Here is a 20,734-nt window from a genome sequence, read left to right as displayed (position 1 = left end):
GGATGCAATGCCGCGCAATTGATGATATTCGCTGCGCCAACCCACAAGACAAGGACTGACAGGCGTGCTGCGTAAACTCTTTCTCGAACATCCCGAAGAAGTCGGCGAAAGCTATGGCGAGCATTTCCGCGCGGCCGGCGGCTTTGGCGTTGCGATGATCGTGGGCGGAGTGGCCTGCGTCCTCCATGCCATTGTGCCGCGGATGTTCGTCACCACAGGCAGCGGCACGGTCAAGCGGCTTTACGACCTCATGGTCGCCAAGCGCGCCGCGAAGCGCGAGGCCAATATCGAGATGCGGTCGATCGAATGGGTGATCTGAGCGCTTCGCCCCAAAGACATTGACCCGCTCCCCCCAACAATGCCAACCCTGTGAATGACAAGGCAAAGCTGGGGGGCTTGATGCACGAACAGGACAGCGCATTCGCGTTCGAGGGCAATTGGCGCGAATTCGCGCCGATTGCGCTCACCAATCTGCTGCTGACGATTGTCACGCTCGGATTCTATCGTTTCTGGGCGACGACGCGCGAGCGCCGGTACCTCTGGAGCCAGACGCGATTCATCGACGACCGGCTCGAATGGACAGGCACGGGCAAGGAGCTGTTCGTCGGTTTCGTACTCGTCGTCGGCCTGTTGCTGGCGCCGCTGCTGTTCATCCAGTTCGGGCTGCAGGCAATGATCCTGCGCGGCTATGCAGCGGCCGCGATCATCATCACGCTCGGCATCTATGTCTTTTTTCTCTATCTCTATGGTCTCGCGCGCTTCCGGGCATTGCGATACCGCCTCAGCCGAAGCTGGTGGCGCGGTATTCGTGGCGGCAGCGACGATCAGGGCTTCGGCTATGGCTGGTCGAGCGTGTGGAAGCAGGCGGTCGGCTTTCTCGCCGCGGGGCTGATGATTCCCTGGGCGATGTGCAGCCTGTGGAACGAGCGTTGGGGCAAGATGAGCTTTGGCGGCTATGAATTTTCGGCCGATGCCGATTTCGGCAAGATCATGTGGCGTTACATCCTGTGCTATGCCGCGCCCTTCATTGTGCTGTTTGGCGGCCTGATCGCGATGATCCCCGTGATGATGACGATGGGGACGGGCGATGGCGACCCTGGTGCCGGCGCGATGGTGACGGTATTCGCCTTCATCGCGGCAATCTATCTGATCTTTCCGCTCATCATCCTTGCCTATTACGCCGCCTTCATGCGCGAGGCTGTGGGGTCGCTGCGCCTCACCACGCTCGACTTCGAGTTCACCGCGCGGACCAAGGACTGGATCAAGCTCTTCCTCGGCAATATCGGGCTCGTCGTCGTGACGCTCGGGATCGGCATCGCCTTTCTGGGTTACCGCAACTGGAGCTTCTTCGTCCGTCATATGGAGGCGGGCGGCGAGATTGACGTCGCGGCGCTGACCCAGTCGATCACGCGCACGCCGGGGCAGGGTGAAGGGCTGCTGGATGCGTTCGATGTCGGGGCGATCTGACGCGTGGTGGAGCAGCCGTTCACGCTCTGGCACTATGATGGTGAATCCGGGCTCAGGCGCACGCCCCGGCTGATTGCCGACGATGCGGGCTTCACCTTGGTCGACGAGCGGGGCAGTGACGGCCCGATCGGCTGGGACGCACTTGTCGCGCGCGGCACGTCGGGCGGCGAGGCAGTCTATGGCCTGAAGGAGCGGCCGGGCTGGCGGCTCGGTCTTGGTGGCGCAATCCCCGAGGAAATCGCCCGGCGTCTGCCACAGCCGGAACGCTATGGCGGCTTCATCGACCGGATAGGGCTGGTCCGTGCCTCGGCGATCTTCCTCGCCATCGCCGCAACGGTGGTGTTTGCAGTGATGAGCGCGCCGCGCTGGATCGCGCCACACGTGCCGCCGAGCTTCGAGAAAAAGCTGGGCGATGCCATTGTCGGCGATTTCGGGGGGCGTTTCTGCAACGGTCCGGGTGGGCAGGCCGCGCTCGACGCGCTGACGCGCCAGCTCAATCCGAAGCGGCTGCCGCTCGAGGTCCGTGTCGCCAAGGTGCCGATGGTCAACGCGGTCGCGCTGCCCGGCGGCAAGATCGTGATCTTCGACCAGTTGCTCAAGGAGGCCAATTCGGCCGACGAGGTCGCCGGCGTGCTTGGCCATGAGATCGGCCATGTCCAGAACCGCGACGTGATGCAGGCGTTGCTCCGCCAGGCGGGGCTGAGCGTGATCCTTGGCGGCATGAGCGGCGATGCGGGCGGCTATTTCAACGCGCTTCTCTCCGCCACCTATTCGCGCGAGGCCGAGCGAGCGGCGGACGATGCCTCGATCGCCGCGATGAAGCGCGCGCAGATCTCGCCTGCCGCGACCGCGGGCTTCTTTGCGCGGCTGGGCGTGATGGAAAAGAAGCTCGGACAGGCGAGCGTCGCGCTCAATTATCTGTCGAGCCACCCGCTTTCCGGCGACCGCGAGCGGCTGTTTGCGGACAGCGCAGCCAGGAACGCGCAATATCGCCCGGCGCTCACGCGCGACCAGTGGGAGGCGCTTGTCGACATCTGCAGCAACGATCCCGATGTGAAAGACGACATGGGCTGGTTGGGGCGCTAGACCTTGATCGTTTCAGGCTGAATCGGCTTGAAACGTGAATCAAGGTCTCAACCATTTGAATAGAGCCTGATTCGCGCTTTCGGCGGAAGCGCGCAGCGCTTCCACCTCAAACGATCAGGCTCTAAGAAGCGCGCAATGACCGAAATCGCTTTTTCGTCACGCCCCGACGGGTGCCGTCTCGCCTACGCAAGTCGTGCGGGTGCAGGGCCCACGATCGTCTTCCTGCCCGGCTATATGTCCGACATGGAAGGATCCAAGGCACTCGCGCTCGACACCTGGGCCGAACGCACGGGTCGCGCGATGCTCAGGCTCGACTATTCGGGCTGCGGCATGAGCGACGGCGCGTTCACTGAGGGTACGCTGAACATCTGGCGCGACGACGTGCTCCATCTGATCGACACGCTGACCGAAGGGCCGCTCGTGCTTGTCGGTTCCTCAATGGGTGGCTGGCTGATGCTGCTCGTGGCGCTTGCGCGTCGCGAGCGCGTGCGGGCGCTGATCGGCATTGCCGCCGCGCCCGACTTTACCGCCTGGGGCTTCGGTGACGCGCAAAAAATCGAGCTTCGCGCGCACGGCAAGCTCGAGGAAGCGTCGGAGTATAGCGAAGACCCTTACGTCACTACGCTTGCCTTCTGGGAATCGGGTGAGGCGAACCGGCTGCTCGAGCGCGAGGTGGCGCTGGATTGTCCGGTGCGATTGCTGCACGGCCAGAATGATGCGGACGTGCCATGGAGCATCTCGCTTCGACTTGCCGAACGGCTACGTTCAGCCGATGTGCAGGTGACGCTGGTCAAGGATGGCGATCACCGTCTGTCGCGCGACGCCGATATCGCGCTCCTGATCGCGACGGCGGAGCGTCTGCTGGAGACCCGATGAGCCTTTCTCTCGCCCTGTTGCTGCAAACCGTCGCGGTAGATCCATCGGTCGCGGACACGCCTGTGCCCAGCGCCGACGCGCGCTTCGAGGCGTGCGCGCTGCTCGCGTCGCAGGATCCCGAAAAGGCCATCGATCAGGCCAACCAGTGGCGAATCGCTGGCGGCGGCGTGTCGGCGCGTCATTGTCTGGCGCTCGCCTATGCGCGGCAGGAGCGCTGGGCTCCGGCGGCCGTCGCCTTCGAGCAGGCCGCGCGCGATTCGGAAATGGCAAAGGATGGCCGCGCCGCCAATCTCTGGGTGCAGTCGGGCAATGCGCGGCTCGCTGCAGGGGAATATCAGCCCGCGCGCGCTGCGTTCGATACCGCCTTGGCTTCGGGCGCGCTCAAGGGCGAGATGGCGGGTGAAGCGCATCTCGATCGCGCGCGCGCCGCCGTGGGCATGGGTGACCTTGCCGCCGCGCGCGCCGATCTCGATCAGGCGCTCAAGCTCGTCCCCGCCGATCCGCTCGCCTGGCTGCTTTCGGCCACGCTCGCGCGGCGGATGAGCGATGTCGAGCGCGCCCAGGCCGATATCGCGGAGGCAGCGAAACGCTCGCCCGACGATGCGTCGGTCGCGCTCGAGGCAGGCAATATCGCGATTCTTGCGGGTTCGCCCGAGGCTGCGCGCATTGCCTGGCAGGCCGCGGTCGCAAACCAGCCCGAAAGCGCAGCCGGCAAAGCTGCCGCCGCGGCGCTCAAGGCGCTCGACGCGCCCGAAGCCAAACCGCAGCCAAGGCCGTAAGGGGCTGCAAAAGCGGCGCGTTGTTGCCTATATCGTGGACATTCCCTCCCGCTCTCACAGGATGCGTCGATGAAGTATCTCCACACCATGATCCGCGTCACGGATCCCGACGCGACACTTCGCTTCTTCGAGCTTCTGGGGCTGAAGGAAACGCGCCGGATGGAAAGCGAGCAGGGGCGTTTCACGCTCATTTATCTCGCTGCGCCCGGCGATGACCCCGAGGTCGAACTCACGCACAATTGGGATCCCGAGGACTATGCGGGCGGGCGCAATTTTGGGCACCTCGCCTATCGCGTAGATGACATCTACGAAACCTGCCAGCGACTGATGGACAATGGCGTGACGATCAACCGCCCGCCGCGCGACGGCCATATGGCGTTCGTCCGCACCCCCGACGGCATCTCGATCGAACTGCTTCAGGACGGCCGTCTCGAGCCTGCCGAACCCTGGGCCTCGATGCCCAATACGGGCGCGTGGTAAGCATTCACGATCTGCTCGCCTCGCGCCCGGTGATCCAGGCGCCGATGGCGGGTGCATGCGGGGTGGACCTCGCCATCGCCGCTATTGCCGGCGGAGGCATAGGGTCGCTGCCCTGCGCACTGCCGAGTCCGGCGCAAGTGATCGATCAGGTTGCGGCGGTGCGCGCGGCCTCGGGCGGGCCGATCAACCTCAACTTCTTCTGCCACCGGCTCGTCGAAAATGTCGACGAGACTGCGTGGCACGCGCTGCTTGCGCCCTATTATGCCGAATATGGCGTGGGGCCTCCTGCTTCGCCGCCGCCGCTGCGCCGGCCCTTCGATAGTGAAATGGCCGCCGTGATCGAACAGGTCGCGCCGGAGATCGTCAGCTTTCATTTCGGCCTGCCGGACAATGACCTGCTGGCGCGGGTGCGCGCGAGCGGTGCCCTGATCCTGTCTTCGGCGACAAACGTCGGAGAAGCGGCGTGGCTCGCGACGGCGGGGGTCGATGCGGTGATCGCACAGAGCTTTGAAGCCGGCGGGCATATCGGCCGCTTCCTGCCCGCGCCGGTGGGCACCGAAATGGGGCTGTTCGCTCTTCTCCCATTGGTGCAGCAGGCGGTTGCGGTTCCGGTGATAGCCGCAGGAGGGATTGCCAACGAGCAAGGTGTCGCCGCCGCCCTTGCGCTTGGTGCGGACGCGGTACAGGTGGGCACGGCCTATCTTTTCTGTCCCGAGAGCCTGGCCACACCGCTTCATCGCGCGCTGCTTGAAGGGAAAGGCGAGGGCGGGATCGGCGGCACGCGCTTCACCAATCTGATCAGCGGCGGACTTGCGCGCGGGCTGCCCAACCGGCTGATCGAGGAACTGGGGCCAGTCAATGATGTCGCACCACCCTTCCCCTACGCGGCGGCCGCGCTTGCCGAGTTGCGCGCGGCCGCCGAAGCAATGGGACGAACGGATTTTTCGACGCTCTGGGCAGGTCAGTCGGCGCCGCTCGGGCGCGTCGAGCCTGCCGAAGCACTGACCCGGCGTCTGGTCGCCGCCGCGCGCGCGGTACGAGGAGGATGACCATGATCGAGATCGTTCGCATTCCCGTGCTCAGCGACAATTATGTGTGGCTGGTACACGAACCTGCCTCCGGCGAGACGATGGCGGTCGATCCCGCTGTCGCTGCGCCCGTGCTCGATGAGGCGGCTGCGCGCGGCTGGACGATCACGCAGATCTGGAACACGCACTGGCATCCCGATCACACGGGCGGCAATTCAGAGATCAAGGCTGCGACCGGATGCATGATTACCGGGCCCGCGGCCGAAGCGGCGCGGATCCCGACGCTCGATCGGTTGGTCGGTGAAGGCGATCGCGTGACGCTGGGCGACGTCGTCGCGCAGGTGATCGAGGTTCCGGCGCACACCGCTGGCCACATCGCCTATCACATCGCCGGGGAAGGCGTTGCTTTCGTCGGTGATACGCTCTTTGCGATGGGTTGCGGGCGCCTGTTCGAAGGGACGGCCGAGCAGATGTTCGTCAACATGCAGCGACTGAAGGCATTGCCCGGCGAGACACGCGTCTATTGTGCGCATGAATATACCCAGTCCAACGGCCGTTATGCACGTGTCGCAGAGCCCGAAAATGCGGCCATCGCCGCGCGGATGAAGGCGGTTGATGCCGCGCGCGCGGCAGGTGAGGCGACGGTGCCGACGACGATTGCGCTCGAGCGCGAGACCAATCCGTTCATGCGCGCGGCAACCGTCGAGGAACTCGCCCGGCGGCGTGCCGAAAAGGATGCATTTGCGGGATAAAGGGTGTAGTATCAGCGGCATCAGGGGAAAATCGCACACACGAAAGGCCCCCCCATGCGTTTCCTCATCCCGCTGATCGCTGTCGCCGCACTCAGCGGCTGCATGTCCGCCAACTCGCCCGAAGTTCAGGCCGCGCGCGCCGAGGCTGATGCACGCGCCGACGCGGCACTCACCAAGGCGTTGAAAGGCAAGGTGCAGTCGGGCGCGCCGACGAGCTGCATCACGCTCAGCCAGGCGCGTTCGAGCACCACGATCCGCGACCGCGCGGTGGTCTATGAGATGAACGCTGGCCTCGCCTATGTGAACGAGTTTCAGAACGGTTGCACCGGGCTCAACGATACCAATGCGATTATCACACGCACGACGACCAGCCAGCTCTGCCGCGGCGATATTGCGACCGTTCGTGATCTGGTTGCCGGTTTCGATATGGGATCGTGTATTTTCGGCGATTTCATCCCCTATCGAAAGGCTCGCTGAGCATGCGCGCATTGGCGATTCTTTCCATGCTGGCGCTCGCTGCCGGCGCGACTGTTTCGCAGGCGTCATCGGACAAGGGAGAGCAGCGGCTCGCCAAGGCGCTCAAGGGACGCGTGGCCGGTGAACCCGTGAATTGTGTCTCGGCAAGCACGATTGGCGGCCCGCAGATCATTGATAGCCGCACGATCTTGTACCGCCAGGGCGCCAGAGTCTGGCGCAACGACCTCGCGGACAATTGCCCGTTCCTGCGTCAGGATCGGATTTTGGTGGTTGAGCTATATGGCAGCAATCTGTGCCGGAACGATATGTTCTCGGTCATTGATCGCGGCGGACTTTCCATACCGATCGGCAAATGCCGTTTCGGGCAGTTCACGCCCTACACAAAGGCCAAATAGCAACGCGGAGCCCGCGTCATTCCCGCGAACGCCGGAATGACGCGCCCCGATCAGCTCCGGTAAAGGGAATCCAGCCGCGCGCCATAGACTTCACGCAGCACATGGCGGCGGATCTTGAGCGAGGGCGTCATCTGCTTGTTGTCGATCGTGAAGGGTTCGTCGGCGAATGTCCATTGGCGCACCCTTTCGGTTACCGACAGGTCGCGGTTGACGCGGTCCACCGCGGCGGAGATCGCGGCGCGGAAGGGTTCGTGTTCGCGGAGCAGTCTGAGGTCCGCGGGAAGCCCCTTGGACTCGGCAAATTCCTTGGCCCATTCCGCATCAGGGACGATCAGTCCAACCAGCCAAGGGCGCCGGTCGCCTGTGACCATGGCCTGCGCGATCTCTACCTGAAGCGTGAGCATCCCCTCGACCTTCTGCGGCGAGACATTGTCGCCCTTGTCGAGGACGATGAGATCCTTCTTGCGATCGGTGATGACGATGCGGCCCTTGTCGTCGATATGCCCGATATCGCCGGTGTGCAGCCATCCATCGATCAGCACGCGCTCGGTCTCGGCCTCGTTGCGCCAATAACCCTTCATCACGAGCTCGCCCTGGACAAGGATCTCGCCGTCTTCGGCGATCCTGACCTCGGTGCGCGGCATCGGCGGTCCCACGGTGTCCATCTTGATCCCCGCCTTGGGGCGGTTGCACGAGATGACCGGCGCGGCCTCGGTCTGGCCATAGCCCTGTAGCAGCGTCAGTCCCAGCGAATGGAAGAACACGCCGATATCGGGGTTGAGCGGCGCGCCGCCCGAGACGAGCGCCTTCATGCGGCCGCCGAAGCGCGCCTGGATCTTGGGACGGAAGAGCTTGTCGAGCAGCACGTCCATCGGCTTGTCCCAGAAGCGCAGCTCGCCGCTCAACTCCTTGGCGCCGAGCCCCAATGCGCGCTTGAGCATCGCCTGCGGCACCTTGCCTTGCTTCTCGACCGCCTTCACCATGCGTTGGCGAAGCACCTCGAACAGTCGCGGCACCACGACCATGATCGTCGGGCGCACCTCCTCGATATTGCTCGCCAGCTTGTCGAGCCCTTCGGAGTAGTAAATCTCACCACCCAGCGCGATGGGCAGGAACTGGCCGCCGGTATGCTCATAGGCGTGGCTGAGCGGCAGGAAGGAGAGGAAAACCTCCTCGTCCCAGCCGAAATCCTCGGTGATGATGATGCAGCAGCCCTCGACATTGTGGAGGATCGCGCCGTGATGCTGCATCACGCCGCGCGGCGCACCTCCGGTGCCGCTGGTGTAGATGATGCACGCGAGGTCGTCGCGGCTGAAAGCTGCGCCTGCGGCGACCCCCGCGACGTCGGGCATCTCGCCTTCGATCAGCGCGTTCCAGTCGTGATAGTCGACATGTCCCGTCTGCGCGACGCGAAGCGGCTCGATTCCGATCACTGCGCGCACCTGCGACGATCGCACCACGCCGGGCATCACACCGCGCGCCAGCTTGTCGGTGGAGACGATGACCGCGGCCGCGCCGCTGTTCTCGAGGATATGCTGGTGATCGCGTTCGGTATTGGTCGTGTAGGTCGGCACCGTCACGCAACCCGCCGCCATGATCGCAAGGTCCGACAGGCACCATTCGGGCCGGTTTTCGCTGACCAGCATCACGCGGTCGCCGGGTCTTAGCCCTATGCGCTTGAGCGCCGCGGCGAGCCGCGCGACCTTTTCGGCGGCTTCGCGCCAGCTCAGACTCTGCCAGCTCCCCCCCGCCCTCTCGGCTCCGCTCGAGACAGGCTTGTGCCAGAGGAAGGGTTTGTCGCCCTGCTCGCCGGCCCGCGTGAAGAACATGGTGACCAGATTCGGAAAATGTTCGAGTTCGCGCATGACCCCTCCATTAGACGCACGGCTTTGCCGCATCGCCAATCCCTATAAACCCCTACCGCCCCGGTGGGCGGCCCCCTAGACCTTGATCGTTTCAGGCTGGATCAGCCTGAAACGTGAATCAAGGTCTCAACTATTTGAAGAGAGCCTGATTCACGCTTTCGGCGGAAGCGCTTGGCGCTTCCACCTCAAACGATCAGGCTCTCGTCACTCCGCGAGCACGGTTCCCTCGCTGCGCGGATCAGCGGCGCCGCGCCACCCCTGCGGCGTCCACTCGATCGCATTGACCTTCGACCCCAGATCGGACGCGACCGCCGTACGCCCGAGCTTCGACAGTTCGGGCAATTTTGCGGCGAGCGGCGTGTCTTTTTCGACCATCACCGCATCGCCGCCGAAATAGATGTTGGGCAGCGCGATCGCGTCGGCCGCCGAAAGCCCGAAATCCATATAGCCGATCAGCGTCTTGGTGATGTGCATGATGATCCGCTTGCCACCCGCGGAACCGAGCGCCAGCACGACCTTGCCGTTCTCGTCATAGACGATCGTCGGCGACATCGAGGACAGCGGCCTTTTGCCGGGCTCGACGCGGTTGGCGACGGGGGCGCCGTTCAGCATCGGCGCAAAGGTGAAGTCGGTGAGCTCGTTGTTGAGGAACATGCCGCTGGCGACGAGCTGGCTCCCGAACGGTCCCTCGATCGTCGAGGTCATGTTCGCGACATTCCCCTGTCCGTCGACCGCGACGAAATGCGTCGTCCCCGCGACTTCCTTCGACACCGCATAGGTGCGTGGCTCGGCGCCGGGCGGCACGCCGGGTTCATAGGCGGCGAGCGAGGTTTCGGGCGCGATCAGCTTCGAACGCTCCGCCAGATAGGCGCGGTCGATCAGGCCCGCGACGGGCACCTTCACGAAATCGGGATCGCCCAGATACATTTCGCGGTCGGCATAGGCGAGCATCATAGCCTCGGCGATGAGGTGCCACGCCTTGGGATCGTCCTTGCCCATCGCCTTGATGTCGAAACGCTCGATCATGCCGAGAATCTGGAGCACCGTCGTCGCGCCCGAGGAGGGCGGGCCCATCCCGCACACCTTGAAGCGGCGATAGGGCGCGCAGACCGCGTCGCGGTCCTTCGCCTTGTACGCGGCGAGATCGGAGAGCGTCATCGACACCGCATTGACGGGCGCCTTGCTGACCGCGTCGACGAGCGCTTTGCCCGCCGGGCCGGTGTAGAAGGCGTCGGGCCCTTCGGCGGCGATGCGGCGGAGCAGGCTTGCGAGCGCGGGATTCTTCACCGTCGCGCCTTGCACCTTTGGCTTGCCATTTTCCCAATAGAGCGCCTGCGCGTCGGGAAAGCGCGCCCAGAGCGGCGCGATCATCGCGAGCCGGCCGGCGAGCGTCGCGTTGACCGTATAGCCCTTGTCGGCAAGGCGGATCGCGGGTTCGAACAGCCGCGGCCAGGCAAGCTTGCCCCAGCGCTTGTGCGCATCGGCCATCAGCCGGATATTGCCGGGCACGCCCACCGAATGTCCGCCCTGAAAGGCGTCGCGATAGCCGATCGGCTTGCCCGAATCGTCGAGGAACAGGTCGGGCGAGGCCGATCTGGGCGCGGTCTCTCGCCCGTCGATCGTCTCGATCTTCTGCGCCTTGCCGTCATGATGGACGAGGAAACCGCCGCCGCCGATCCCCGAGCTTTGCGGTTCGACCACGGTGAGCGCGAGCATCATCGCCATCGCCGCATCGGTGGCGCTGCCGCCCGCGCGAAGGATCTCGCGCCCCGCCTCGGTGGCGCGCGGATCAGCCGATGACACGACCCCGCCCTGGGCGATGGCGGTGCTGGGGATGGCGAAAAGGGCGAAGATGAGGAGGACGCGTTTCAACATGCGCGCGATACTAGCCGCCTTTCCCTTAGCGGCAAGCGCTTAAGCCGAAATCGCGCGCCGTAGCTCGCCGAGGCGGAACTCGCCGCGCCACGCCTTTTCATGGAAGAAGAAGGCGACCGCGTTGATGCACGGTTCGATCAGCGCGATCCCGCCCGCGACCGATGCCGATCCGGTCAGCGCATAGGCCACGCTGAACCCGATGGTCAGGTGGATCGAGAGATAGCTGAGCGTCTTCAGATAGTCGGTGGACATGGCGTGTTCCTTCCACGCACAATATGCGAATCGTTCGCAATAATATCCAGTCGATTATCTGGTTGGCTGTGATCGATCGGGGCGATCAATCTCTTCGCGATTTTCACAAAGCTTACGCATGTGAAGAACGCATTTTATAGCGCGCACGCGGGGTGTGATCGAACGTGTCGATCAGGCATTTCACGGTTCAAGGAGCCGGTTCGATGCTGGCAGGGTTCAGCGATGTAGGACAGCGGAATCGGCGCCCCAGGGCAATTTGATCCGCTCCGGACGCAATAGGACGGCGCGCTCTTGCGGTCGGCTCTGAGAGGCTCGAAGCATGGCCACCCAATAACGGCGGTCATCGGGGAGGGGCGCGATGAGCCTGATCTGTTACTATGTTCGACTGCAACCCGAGTTCGTTCCGGCGCTATGCCCCAATCCGGACGCGATTTTCGAGGAGCCGCCTCCCGACCATCTGGAAGTGATGGATGTCGATCGCGCCTATGAAGCGCTGGCATGGCTGGCGTCGCCGCTCAAACGCGCCGAAGCCGCTCATATGGCCCGGCTGATTCGGGAACCCGACTGGCCCGATGAGGATGCGGACGAAAGTGTGGCGCAGCTCGATGCGATGGCGTTGGGCGAAGCGGTGGCGGCGATCGAAGGGCGCGCCACTGAAAGGATCGAGGCGATCAATTTCGGACCTGGCGCTGCGGGTTTCTTTCCGCCCCAGCGCGTGCGGGCGCTTTCAGCCACGATGAATAAGCTTTCCGAAGCAGAGTTGCGGGCGCGCCTCGATTTCAAGGTCATGGACGAGAATGATGTCGTGCCAGGCTATTGGCAGGAGGAAGGCGAGGATATTTTCCTTTCCTATGTGATGCCTGCATTCGGGCGGTTGCGGCGCTTTTATGCGTCCGCTGCCGCAAATGGCGATGCCGTTATCGTGGCATGGACTTAATGGCTGCTAGCGACCCGAAGGAGACCTTCTCCCTCAAGGGAGAAGGATACGGAGCCTTGCTGCGCGTGGGCGCAACTAGTCGGAGTTGGATGAGGGGGTGAAATCTCGGGAGTCGTGCGCTGCCGCTGACTTACGCCCCCTCACCCAACTCCGACTAGGCGGCGTGGACGAATTTGATCCAAAGCCGGATGGCAGCGAGATGGACCATGCCGAGGAAACTTGAGGGCGTTTGATCGTAGCGGGTGGCGACGGCACGATTGATTTTCAGCTTGCCGAACATTCGCTCAATGCCGTTTCGCTGCCTGTAGAGCTGCCGATCGTGCTCGATCCTTTCTCGGCGATTGGAGCGCGCCGGGATGACAGCCTGTATGCTGCGGCTCGCGAGATCGGCGCGAATGGCGTTGGTGTCGTAGCCTTTGTCGGCCAGCAGAGCCGCCGGAGCGCGGTCCGGCAGGCGGATCAGCGTGTCATAGGCCGTGCAGTCGGCGGCTTCACCACCAGTCAGGTGGAAGGCGACGGGGCGTCCTCGGGCATCAGCCAGACAGTGAAGCTTACTGGTGAACCCGCCCCGCGAGCGGCCAAGAGCGCGTCGACAAGTCCCCCTTTTCCGCCCGCTGCCGAGACATGGGCGCGAAGGGTGGTGCTGTCGATGCTGTAGTGTCCGGTGTCGGCCATGATCTCGGCAAGCGTCACCGACACGGCCTCCCAGACCCCGGCCTCGCTCCAACGACGGAACCGCCGGTAGATCGTGTTCCAATTGCCGTATTTTGGCGGGACATCGCGCCAAGCAGTCCCACAGCGCAGCCGCCAGAGTATGCCGTTGACTATCGAGAGATTCTGCTCAGGCCTGCGGCCGCGCCCTCGGTTCTCTGGCTCGATCGGCAGCAGACCCTTCAGAACGCGCCATTCTGCTTCGCTCAGATCGCCCCGGCTCAAACCTGCCTCCAAAAGGCAGCCTTGAATCAACCCACACCGTCCACGTCAACCAATTCGTCCACGCCGCCTAGGCGGCACAGCCGCCAAGTCTGCGCAACCCTCTCCCTTAAGGGAGAGGGAGTTCGAGACGTCCGCTAACCACGACATAACGGACGCCTGAGCGTCGAGCTTCAACTGCTGGTTCCCACCGCGTCCGCGACATTGGCGAAGCCGCCGCGCCTGAGCAGCGTCTTCAGCCCCGTGCTGATCCTCCGCGCGAGGCCTGGCCCCTCATAGACCATCGCCGAATAGATCTGGATCAGGCTCGCACCGGCGCGGATGCGGGCATAGGCGTCTTCGGCCGTCGCGATGCCGCCCGCGCCGATCAGCGGGATCGTGCCGCCCGTTGCCTTGCGGAAATCGGCGACGCGTTTCTGGGCGATGTCGCGCAGGGGGGCGCCTGAGAGGCCGCCGGTTTCCGCGGCGTGGGAGCTCCTGAGCGCGGGGCGGGTGATCGTGGTGTTGGAGACGATCAGCGCGTCGAGCGCCTTGTCGGCGGCGATGCGCGCGATGTCGTCGATATCGGCGGGTTCGAGATCGGGGGCGACTTTCAGGAAAATTGGTGGCCCGTCATTCCCCCGCGCCGCCATCACTGCGTCGAGCAGCGCCTCGAGCGCGCCCGCATCCTGCAGCGCGCGCAGGCCCGGGGTGTTGGGTGAGGAGATGTTGACGGTGAGGTAGGTCGCGACCTGCTTCATCGCCGCGACGCCCTTCGCATAATCGGCGATCCGGTCCTCGCTGTCCTTGTTCGCACCGATATTGACGCCGACCACGCCGGGGCGGTGTGCCACGCGCCTGAGCCGTTCGAGCGCGGCGGCCTGTCCGCCATTATTGAAGCCCATGCGGTTGATGACCGCCTCATCCTCGGCAAGGCGGAAGAGGCGGGGCCTGGGATTGCCCGCCTGTGGCAGCGGGGTGAGCGTGCCGAGTTCGGCAAAGCCGAAGCCGAGGCCGAGCATCGCGTGCGGCACCTCGCCATCCTTGTCATAGCCCGCGGCGAGCCCCACCGGATTGGGAAAGTCGATCCCCGCGACACGCGTCGACAGCACCGGATCGGGCGCGGGCGGCGGCGCGGGCGGCAGCAGCTTCAGCGCGGCGATGCTGAGGCGATGCGCGCGCTCGGCATCAGCCAGGAAAATGAGCGGGCGGAGCAGCGAATAGAGCATGGGCCGCCTATGGCAGCGCACCGTGAGGTGGTCAAAAAATCTCGTGGTGGGGGCCCCAAATGCGTGGGCCTCGGAGAGCGCGTTCGAGCTCAACCCTTCCCCTGCATACTCTTCCTCCGCGCCTCCGCGTCTCCGCGCGAGAAAGGGCGATGCGCGCGGAGACGCGGAGGCGCGGAGAAGAAACGGAAAACTAGGGGCTTCGACAGGCTCAGCCTGAGCGGGAGGGGGAGGGGTTCGGGGGTTTTCGACGAATGGCATAGCGGTTTCGACCGGCATCGCAGGACGCTTCCCAATGCCGTGCAGTTTCCTTTAGGGTCGCGCGCAGAACATTGTCTGGGAGATTCCACAAGATGCGCGTTATCCGCCCCGCCCTTTCGGCGATTGCCCTTGCTGCCGCCGCCCCGCTGATGGGGCTTGCCGTCGCCACCCCGGCGCAGGCGCAGGCCGACCAGAATGCCGCGATCCTCAAATTCTTCGCCGATTACGACGCGGCGCAGCTCGCGCGCTCGCCGCTGTCCAAGTCCTTCCGCGGGATCAAGGATGCCGACTACGGCAAATGGGACGAGTTCACCGACGCCGCCGACCAGCGCGAATTTGACGCCGACCAGGCGGCACTCAAGGCGATGCGCGCGAAGTTCGACCCCGCGAAGCTCAATGCCGAGAACGCGCTGTCCTTCCGCCTGTTCGAGAAGATGATCGAACGCAACGCGCGCGCCTGGCAGTATCGCGACTATGGCTATGTGTTCGACCAGATGAACGGGCCGCAGTCGCAGCTTCCCGCCTTCCTCATCAACATCCATCGCATCGACACCAAACAGGATGCGGAAGCCTATGTCAGCCGCCTGAACGGCCTCGGCCCCGCGATCGACCAGTTCATCGCGGAGTCGAAGGCACGCGCCGATGCAGGCGTGATGCCGCCGAAATGGGTGTACCCGTACGTGATCTCGGACTCGAAGAACGTGATCTCGGGCTTCCCCTTCACGCGCATCGCGACCGAGGCGCCGCTCTATGCCGATCTGAAAGCCAAGGTTTCCAAGCTCGACATCCCGCAGGGCGAGAAGGACGCGCTGCTCGCCGCGGGCGCCGACGCGCTCGTGAAGGCGGTCAAGCCCGCCTTTGGCCGGCTGGTCGCCGAGATGGAGCGCCAGCAGGCGATCGCGGGCACTGACGACGGCGTGTGGCGGTTCAAGGAGGGCGCGGGCTATTATGCCGAGCGGCTGGCCAACTACACCACCACCGCGATGACCCCCGACCAGATCCATCAGGTCGGGCTCGACAATGTCGCGCGCATTCATGGCGAGATGCGCGAGATCATGAAGAAGACGGGCTTCAAGGGCGATCTGCCGGCGTTCTTCAAGTTCATGCGCGAGGACAAGCGCTTCTACGCGCCCAATACCGATGAGGGCCGCGCGCTCTACCTCAAGGACACCGAGCAGGCGAAGCAATGGGTGACCGCCAAGCTGCCCGAATGGTTCGCGACGCTGCCGCAGGCGCCGCTGGAGGTGAAGCGCGTCGAGGCATTTCGCGAGAAATCGGCGGGCAAGGCGTTCTATCAGCGCCCCTCGCCCGACGGGACGCGTCCGGGCACCTATTACGCCAATCTCTACAACATGGCGGACATGCCACTGACCGAGGTCGAGGCGCTGTTCTATCATGAGGGGTTGCCGGGGCATCACCTCCAGCTCGCGATCCAGACCGAATTGAAGGACGTGCCCGCCTTCCGCCAGTTCGGCGGGGTGACCGCCTATTCGGAAGGCTGGGGGCTCTATTCGGAGAAGCTCGCCAAGGACATGGGGCTCTACACCGATCCCTATCGCGACTTCGGCCGGCTCCAGCTCGAACTCCACCGCGCGATCCGGCTGGTCGTCGATTCGGGGCTCCACCACAAGAAATGGACGCGCGAGCAGGCGATCAAATATGTCGAGGACAATTCGGCCGACGCGCCGGGCGGGATCGTCAAGGCGATCGAGCGCTATATCGTCTATCCGGGGCAGGCGACCGCCTATCTGGTTGGCCGACTCAAGATCAGCGAGCTGCGCGACAGGGCGCAGAAAAAGCTGGGCGACCGGTTCGACGTGCGGGCCTTCCACGATGTCATTCTCAAGAGCGGCCCGGTGCCGCTGGACGTGATGGAAGAGCGCGTCGACGCGTGGATCGCGGGGGCAGGCGGCAGGGCCTCGTGACGGTTTTGTGAATTCGCCAAGGAATTCCGCAGCATGTCGATTCTATACAATACGAATCGGCGGGCACGGTCCTAAAGGGACATGCGACCCGAAGGGCCCTTGAAATTCTTTAGGGGTTCTTGAACTTACGGCCTGGCCGGCATTCTTGCCGGCCGGGTCGCTTTTCATGCCTTCGCGATTGCGGTATGTTGCGGCCCCAACAATAAAAACCGGGTCGAACAGGGCATGGACATCACGCTCGACTACGCGGCGCCAGAGGGCGATCTGCGTGAGTTTCTTTCGGTCTTCTACGAATTCCACGCGCCCATTCCGGTGTTCGAGGATGTCGAGCGCGCCGATTTCGCGCAAATCCGCTTCATGCTGTCGGGTCAGGGCACCTATCATTTCGCGGACGGGCACGAGCAGGCCTCGTCGCCCGTCCACATCGTCGGCCCTACCACCGGCAACACCAAGGTGCATGTCAAGGGCCCCGTCCACATCTTCGGCGCGGGGTTGCTGCCCGCGGGCTGGGGCGCACTGATGGGTTTCGAGGCGTCGACGCTGGTCAACCGCGCGATCGACGCGACGCATCTCTTCGGCCCGGGGCTGCTGGCGGTGCTCGACGAACTGCGCGCCGCCGAGAGCCTTGAAGCCAAGGTTGCGATTGGCAGTCGCGTGACGCGCGAGCTCGCCAAGCGGATCGAGGAAACCCCGGTCTGGTTCACACGCGTCGTCGACGAATGGCTGGAAAGCGCGCTTTCTCCGGATGTGCAGGATCTGGTCGACCGGATCGGGCTTTCGCGCCGGCAGGTCGAGCGCCAGTGCAAGCGGCTCTATGGTGTGCCGCCCAAGCTGCTTTCGCGCAAATATCGCGCGATCCGCGCCGCAACCACGCTCGCGCGCGGCGAAGCGGAGGTCGGTGAGCTGATCGGCGAAAATTTCTACGATCAGTCGCATTTTATCCGCGAGATCAAGCAGTTCACCGGCCTGACGCCCAAGCGTTTCAGCGAGGAACTGCCCGTGCTCGCCAAGTTGACACTGAAGCCTGCTTCGCTCGCGGGCAAGGTCGACCCCATCGTCTTCCAGACCTGAGCGCACGGAGATCGGCGGGAGATTTGATGCCCGCCGCCACCTGGGCTAGTCATGCAGGTTCGATGCGAGGGGGATATCCAATGGATATGTCGCTGACCTATGCCGCGCCCGATGCGGACCTGAGCGCCTATATCACCGCCTTTTACGAGTTTCGCGCCGATGTGCCACGCTTCGAGGCGGGTGAATGCGCCGATTATGCGCAGATCCGCTTCGGCTTTTCGGGCAGCGGCACCTGCCGCTTCGCCGACGGTCATATCCAGCAGCTTCCCGTCATCAGCATTATCGGGCCGACCACGGGCAACACCAATATCCGTGCCGAGGGGCCTATCCATCTGTTCGGCGCGGGGCTGTTGCCCGCGGGCTGGGGCGCGCTGATGGGGTTCGAGGCGTCGATGCTCGTCAACCGCGCGGTCGATGCCACGGGATTTTTCGGCAAAACGCTGGACGGGATCATGGAAAGACTGCTCGCCGCGCCGACGGTCGAGGACAAGGCGGTGATCGCGAGCGCGCTGTTTCGCGAGCTCATCCAGCGCGACCGGCAGGCGGCGCTCGCCTTCACGCGCAGCGTCGATGCGTGGCTCGCGGCCTCGCCTTCGCCAAGGGTCGACGATCTTGTGGCTGTGCTCGGGCTTTCGCGCCGTCAGGTCGAGAGGCTGTGCAAGCGCTATTACGGCGCGCCGCCCAAGATGCTCGCGCGCAAATATCGCGCGCTACGCGCCGCAGCATCGCTCGCGCTGGGGGAGGGCATCGCGGGCGATATCATGGCCGAGAATTTCTACGACCAGTCGCACTTCATCAAGGAAATCAAGCAATTTACGGGAATCACCCCGACGCGCTTCGGGGAAGCGCTGCCCGTGCTCGCACAATTGAAGCGCGGCCGTGTAGATATCGCGGGGCCGACCGATCCACTCTTTCAGGGGAGTTGAGCCCCCGCGGGGTTGATCCCGCGCCGGACCCTCGCCATATGGCAATCGGAACGAATCAGTCCGATTTGAGAGTCATTCGCAAAGATGCGTCTTTCGAGCCTTGCCGATTATGCCGTCGTGATGATGGCGGCCGCGGCGCGTCATTGCGGCGCCGGAGCGGGGCTTGACCCTGCGACCCGCAAGCACGTCAAGATGAACGCGACGACGCTTTCGGCCGAAACGGGCATTCCTCTCCCCACCGCGCAGAAGCTGGTGAGCCGGTTGTCGGCGGCCGGCCTGATCGAATCCAGCCGGGGAACGGGGGGCGGGATCCGCCTCGCGCGTCCGCCGGCCGCCATCAGCCTCGCCGATGTTATCGAGGCCGTCGAAGGACCCATTGCAATGACCCCATGTGCCGAGCACGGCGCCCATGATTGCGGCCTCGAAGACGAGTGCCGCGTGCGGCCGCATATGAACGCAGTGACTGGCGCGGTGCGCGGCGCGCTTGCGGGCGTGACTCTCGCCAGCCTGTCGGGGAGGGCGCACTGATGCGCGCAGCGCAATCTCTCTTCCTCCGCGCCTCCGCGCCTCCGCGCGCACAAACTTTTCTCGCACGGAGACGCGGAGACGCGGAGGTTGATTTTGGCCGCTTCGCGGCGGGAGCATATTGATGGCCACGAAGAATCATGAAGCGCTCGCCGCCGCCGAAAAGCTGGCGACCTATGAATGGGGCTTCACCAGCGACGTCGAACAGGATTTCGCGCCCAAGGGGCTCAACGAGGACACCGTCCGCTTCATTTCCGCCAAGAAGCGCGAGCCCGAATGGATGCTCGAATGGCGACTGAAGGCGTTCCGCATATGGCTGGATATGGTTGCGCCCGACTGGGCGATGCTCCAGATCCCGCCGATCGATTATCAGGACGCCTATTATTATGCGGAACCGAAAAAAAAGGCCGAGCTGAATTCGCTCGACGAGCTCGATCCCGAGATTCTCGAGACCTATCGCAAGCTGGGCATCCCGATCGCCGAGCAGGAAGTGCTCGCGGGCGTCAAAGGCGCGCGCAAGGTCGCGGTCGACGCGGTGTTCGACTCGGTTTCGGTCGCCACCACCTTCCGCAAGGAGCTTGAGGAAGCGGGCGTCATCTTCCGCTCGATCTCTGAGGCGATCCGCGAATATCCCGAGCTGGTGAAGAAGTGGCTCGGCAAGGTCGTGCCGCAGCACGACAATTATTTCGCGACCTTGAACAGCGCGGTCTTCTCCGACGGCACCTTCGTCTACATTCCCGAAGGCGTGCGCTGCCCGATGGAGCTGTCGACCTATTTCCGGATCAATGCCGAGAATACGGGGCAGTTCGAGCGCACGCTGATCGTCGCGGACAAGGGCTCTTACGTCTCGTACCTCGAAGGCTGCACCGCGCCGATGCGCGACGAGAACCAGCTCCACGCCGCAGTGGTCGAACTGGTCGCACTGGACGACGCCGAAATTAAATACTCGACGGTACAGAATTGGTATCCGGGCGACGCCGACGGCAAGGGCGGCATATACAATTTCGTTACCAAGCGCGCGCTCTGCCAGGGCAAGAACTCCAAGGTGAGCTGGACGCAGGTCGAAACGGGTTCGGCGATCACCTGGAAGTATCCGAGCTGCGTGCTGAGCGGAGAGAACAGCGTCGGCGAATTCTATTCGGTGGCAGTGACCAACAACCACCAGCAGGCCGATACCGGCACCAAGATGATCCACCTCGGCAAGAACAGCCGTTCGACGATCATCTCCAAGGGCATTTCGGCGGGCTTCGCGAACAACACCTATCGCGGCCTCGTCCGCGTCGGCCCGACCGCGGAGAATGTCCGCAACTTCACCCAGTGCGACAGCCTGTTGCTCGGCGACAAATGCGGTGCGCACACCGTGCCCTATATCGAGGTGAGAAACCCCTCGGCGCAGATCGAGCATGAGGCGACGACGAGCAAGATCAGCGACGACCAGCTCTTCTACGCGATGCAGCGCGGGCTCGATCAGGAAAGCGCGGTGGCGCTGATTGTGAATGGCTTTGCCAAGGAAGTGCTCCAGCAGCTCCCGATGGAGTTCGCGGTCGAGGCGCAGAAGCTGCTCGGGATCAGCCTTGAGGGATCGGTCGGATGATCGACGCCTTTTCCATCCGCGTCAT

The 20,734-nt window shown here is 64.1% G+C and carries 21 protein-coding genes and 1 pseudogene; 16 read left to right on the top strand and 6 right to left on the bottom strand.

Annotated elements, in window-relative coordinates:
* The first annotated feature begins 64 nt into the window (after positions 1 to 64).
* From D3876_RS04540 to D3876_RS04495, 10 genes are all read left to right on the top strand, one after another.
* Positions 65 to 319 carry a DUF6356 family protein gene (locus D3876_RS04540; protein ID WP_182911873.1) on the top strand — a complete coding sequence of 85 codons (255 nt, stop codon included), beginning with the start codon at positions 65 to 67 and terminating at the stop codon, positions 317 to 319.
* An 80-nt stretch (positions 320 to 399) separates the two neighbouring features.
* A complete protein-coding gene (locus D3876_RS04535; RefSeq protein ID WP_119761032.1) occupies positions 400 to 1,467 on the top strand; it encodes a YjgN family protein in 1,068 nt (355 codons plus the stop codon).
* Positions 1,468 to 1,470: 3 nt separating this feature from the next.
* Positions 1,471 to 2,553 (top strand): M48 family metallopeptidase, encoded by a 1,083-nt coding sequence (locus D3876_RS04530; RefSeq protein ID WP_238475237.1) that lies wholly within the window; start codon positions 1,471 to 1,473, stop codon positions 2,551 to 2,553.
* Between the two features lie 135 nt (positions 2,554 to 2,688).
* Complete coding sequence (locus tag D3876_RS04525; protein ID WP_119759909.1) at positions 2,689 to 3,429, top strand: alpha/beta fold hydrolase; 741 nt, start codon at positions 2,689 to 2,691, stop codon at positions 3,427 to 3,429.
* Entirely contained in the window at positions 3,426 to 4,208 is a 783-nt protein-coding gene (locus tag D3876_RS04520; protein ID WP_119759908.1) for a tetratricopeptide repeat protein, read from the top strand. The genes D3876_RS04525 and D3876_RS04520 overlap by 4 nt, the downstream gene beginning before the upstream one ends.
* Before the next feature lie 69 nt (positions 4,209 to 4,277).
* Positions 4,278 to 4,688, top strand: a complete 411-nt coding sequence (locus tag D3876_RS04515) for a VOC family protein (protein WP_119759906.1) — start codon at positions 4,278 to 4,280, stop codon at positions 4,686 to 4,688.
* Positions 4,682 to 5,737 (top strand): NAD(P)H-dependent flavin oxidoreductase, encoded by a 1,056-nt coding sequence (locus D3876_RS04510; RefSeq protein WP_119759905.1) that lies wholly within the window; start codon positions 4,682 to 4,684, stop codon positions 5,735 to 5,737. The genes D3876_RS04515 and D3876_RS04510 overlap by 7 nt, the downstream gene beginning before the upstream one ends.
* Before the next feature lie 2 nt (positions 5,738 to 5,739).
* Positions 5,740 to 6,468: a hydroxyacylglutathione hydrolase gene (gene gloB, locus D3876_RS04505; RefSeq protein ID WP_119759903.1), complete on the top strand. Its 729-nt coding sequence runs from the start codon at positions 5,740 to 5,742 to the stop codon at positions 6,466 to 6,468.
* A 54-nt stretch (positions 6,469 to 6,522) separates the two neighbouring features.
* Positions 6,523 to 6,945: a DUF6491 family protein gene (locus tag D3876_RS04500; protein ID WP_119759901.1), complete on the top strand. Its 423-nt coding sequence runs from the start codon at positions 6,523 to 6,525 to the stop codon at positions 6,943 to 6,945.
* A 2-nt stretch (positions 6,946 to 6,947) separates the two neighbouring features.
* Positions 6,948 to 7,340: a DUF6491 family protein gene (locus D3876_RS04495; protein WP_220475414.1), complete on the top strand. Its 393-nt coding sequence runs from the start codon at positions 6,948 to 6,950 to the stop codon at positions 7,338 to 7,340.
* A 50-nt stretch (positions 7,341 to 7,390) separates the two neighbouring features.
* Here D3876_RS04495 and D3876_RS04490 read toward each other — a convergent pair whose 3' ends face one another.
* From D3876_RS04490 to D3876_RS04480, 3 genes are all read right to left on the bottom strand, one after another.
* Complete coding sequence (locus D3876_RS04490) at positions 7,391 to 9,205, bottom strand: AMP-dependent synthetase/ligase (protein WP_119759900.1); 1,815 nt, start codon at positions 9,203 to 9,205, stop codon at positions 7,391 to 7,393.
* Between the two features lie 204 nt (positions 9,206 to 9,409).
* Positions 9,410 to 11,080 (bottom strand): gamma-glutamyltransferase, encoded by a 1,671-nt coding sequence (gene ggt / locus D3876_RS04485; protein ID WP_119759898.1) that lies wholly within the window; start codon positions 11,078 to 11,080, stop codon positions 9,410 to 9,412.
* A 39-nt stretch (positions 11,081 to 11,119) separates the two neighbouring features.
* Entirely contained in the window at positions 11,120 to 11,332 is a 213-nt protein-coding gene (locus D3876_RS04480) for a DUF2061 domain-containing protein (protein ID WP_119759897.1), read from the bottom strand.
* A 358-nt stretch (positions 11,333 to 11,690) separates the two neighbouring features.
* Between D3876_RS04480 and D3876_RS04475 the strand changes: the two genes are divergently transcribed.
* Positions 11,691 to 12,269 (top strand): DUF1877 family protein, encoded by a 579-nt coding sequence (locus D3876_RS04475; protein WP_119759895.1) that lies wholly within the window; start codon positions 11,691 to 11,693, stop codon positions 12,267 to 12,269.
* 154 nt (positions 12,270 to 12,423) lie between these two features.
* Here D3876_RS04475 and D3876_RS04470 read toward each other — a convergent pair whose 3' ends face one another.
* The 3 genes and pseudogenes from D3876_RS04470 to D3876_RS04465 form a co-directional block, all read right to left on the bottom strand.
* Positions 12,424 to 12,996 carry an IS5 family transposase gene (locus D3876_RS04470; protein ID WP_238475177.1) on the bottom strand — a complete coding sequence of 191 codons (573 nt, stop codon included), beginning with the start codon at positions 12,994 to 12,996 and terminating at the stop codon, positions 12,424 to 12,426.
* Positions 12,997 to 13,025: 29 nt separating this feature from the next.
* Positions 13,026 to 13,205 (bottom strand): annotated as a pseudogene (locus D3876_RS20720) (transposase); the annotation flags it as partial.
* Positions 13,206 to 13,375: 170 nt separating this feature from the next.
* The gene (locus D3876_RS04465) at positions 13,376 to 14,410 is read right to left on the bottom strand and encodes a quinone-dependent dihydroorotate dehydrogenase (protein WP_119759894.1); all 1,035 of its coding nucleotides are present in this window, start codon (positions 14,408 to 14,410) and stop codon (positions 13,376 to 13,378) included.
* Positions 14,411 to 14,760: 350 nt separating this feature from the next.
* Here D3876_RS04465 and D3876_RS04460 point away from each other — a divergent pair, with 350 nt between their 5' ends.
* The 5 genes from D3876_RS04460 to sufB all read left to right on the top strand — a co-directional run bounded on the left by D3876_RS04460 (position 14,761) and on the right by sufB (position 20,709).
* Complete coding sequence (locus D3876_RS04460; protein WP_119759892.1) at positions 14,761 to 16,593, top strand: DUF885 domain-containing protein; 1,833 nt, start codon at positions 14,761 to 14,763, stop codon at positions 16,591 to 16,593.
* A 225-nt stretch (positions 16,594 to 16,818) separates the two neighbouring features.
* Positions 16,819 to 17,664 (top strand): helix-turn-helix transcriptional regulator, encoded by an 846-nt coding sequence (locus D3876_RS04455; protein ID WP_119759891.1) that lies wholly within the window; start codon positions 16,819 to 16,821, stop codon positions 17,662 to 17,664.
* Between the two features lie 80 nt (positions 17,665 to 17,744).
* Entirely contained in the window at positions 17,745 to 18,590 is an 846-nt protein-coding gene (locus D3876_RS04450) for a helix-turn-helix domain-containing protein (protein ID WP_182911872.1), read from the top strand.
* Between the two features lie 84 nt (positions 18,591 to 18,674).
* The gene (locus tag D3876_RS04445) at positions 18,675 to 19,118 is read left to right on the top strand and encodes an RrF2 family transcriptional regulator (protein WP_119759888.1); all 444 of its coding nucleotides are present in this window, start codon (positions 18,675 to 18,677) and stop codon (positions 19,116 to 19,118) included.
* A gap of 121 nt (positions 19,119 to 19,239) precedes the next feature.
* The gene (gene sufB, locus D3876_RS04440; protein ID WP_119759886.1) at positions 19,240 to 20,709 is read left to right on the top strand and encodes a Fe-S cluster assembly protein SufB; all 1,470 of its coding nucleotides are present in this window, start codon (positions 19,240 to 19,242) and stop codon (positions 20,707 to 20,709) included.
* The last annotated feature ends 25 nt before the right edge of the window (positions 20,710 to 20,734 follow it).

The organism is Sphingomonas cavernae, assembly GCF_003590775.1.
GTDB classification, from domain to species: domain Bacteria; phylum Pseudomonadota; class Alphaproteobacteria; order Sphingomonadales; family Sphingomonadaceae; genus Sphingobium_A; species Sphingobium_A cavernae.
Note: the sequence above shows the minus strand (reverse complement) of the source record. Positions and strands in the feature narration are given on the sequence as shown.

What these genes read in the sequence shown, in the direction of transcription:
- D3876_RS04535 (WP_119761032.1), top strand. Translation starts at nt 400, where the DNA reads ATGCACGAACAGGACAGCGCATTCGCGTTCGAGGGCAATTGGCGCGAA.
- D3876_RS04525 (WP_119759909.1), top strand. Translation starts at nt 2,689, where the DNA reads ATGACCGAAATCGCTTTTTCGTCACGCCCCGACGGGTGCCGTCTCGCC.
- gloB (WP_119759903.1), top strand. Translation starts at nt 5,740, where the DNA reads ATGATCGAGATCGTTCGCATTCCCGTGCTCAGCGACAATTATGTGTGG.
- ggt (WP_119759898.1), bottom strand. Translation starts at nt 11,080, where the DNA reads ATGTTGAAACGCGTCCTCCTCATCTTCGCCCTTTTCGCCATCCCCAGC.
- D3876_RS04490 (WP_119759900.1), bottom strand. Translation starts at nt 9,205, where the DNA reads ATGCGCGAACTCGAACATTTTCCGAATCTGGTCACCATGTTCTTCACG.
- D3876_RS04480 (WP_119759897.1), bottom strand. Translation starts at nt 11,332, where the DNA reads ATGTCCACCGACTATCTGAAGACGCTCAGCTATCTCTCGATCCACCTG.
- D3876_RS04515 (WP_119759906.1), top strand. Translation starts at nt 4,278, where the DNA reads ATGAAGTATCTCCACACCATGATCCGCGTCACGGATCCCGACGCGACA.
- D3876_RS04495 (WP_220475414.1), top strand. Translation starts at nt 6,948, where the DNA reads ATGCGCGCATTGGCGATTCTTTCCATGCTGGCGCTCGCTGCCGGCGCG.
- D3876_RS04500 (WP_119759901.1), top strand. Translation starts at nt 6,523, where the DNA reads ATGCGTTTCCTCATCCCGCTGATCGCTGTCGCCGCACTCAGCGGCTGC.
- D3876_RS04455 (WP_119759891.1), top strand. Translation starts at nt 16,819, where the DNA reads ATGGACATCACGCTCGACTACGCGGCGCCAGAGGGCGATCTGCGTGAG.
- D3876_RS04460 (WP_119759892.1), top strand. Translation starts at nt 14,761, where the DNA reads ATGCGCGTTATCCGCCCCGCCCTTTCGGCGATTGCCCTTGCTGCCGCC.
- D3876_RS04450 (WP_182911872.1), top strand. Translation starts at nt 17,745, where the DNA reads ATGGATATGTCGCTGACCTATGCCGCGCCCGATGCGGACCTGAGCGCC.
- D3876_RS04445 (WP_119759888.1), top strand. Translation starts at nt 18,675, where the DNA reads ATGCGTCTTTCGAGCCTTGCCGATTATGCCGTCGTGATGATGGCGGCC.
- D3876_RS04465 (WP_119759894.1), bottom strand. Translation starts at nt 14,410, where the DNA reads ATGCTCTATTCGCTGCTCCGCCCGCTCATTTTCCTGGCTGATGCCGAG.
- sufB (WP_119759886.1), top strand. Translation starts at nt 19,240, where the DNA reads ATGGCCACGAAGAATCATGAAGCGCTCGCCGCCGCCGAAAAGCTGGCG.
- D3876_RS04475 (WP_119759895.1), top strand. Translation starts at nt 11,691, where the DNA reads ATGAGCCTGATCTGTTACTATGTTCGACTGCAACCCGAGTTCGTTCCG.
- D3876_RS04520 (WP_119759908.1), top strand. Translation starts at nt 3,426, where the DNA reads ATGAGCCTTTCTCTCGCCCTGTTGCTGCAAACCGTCGCGGTAGATCCA.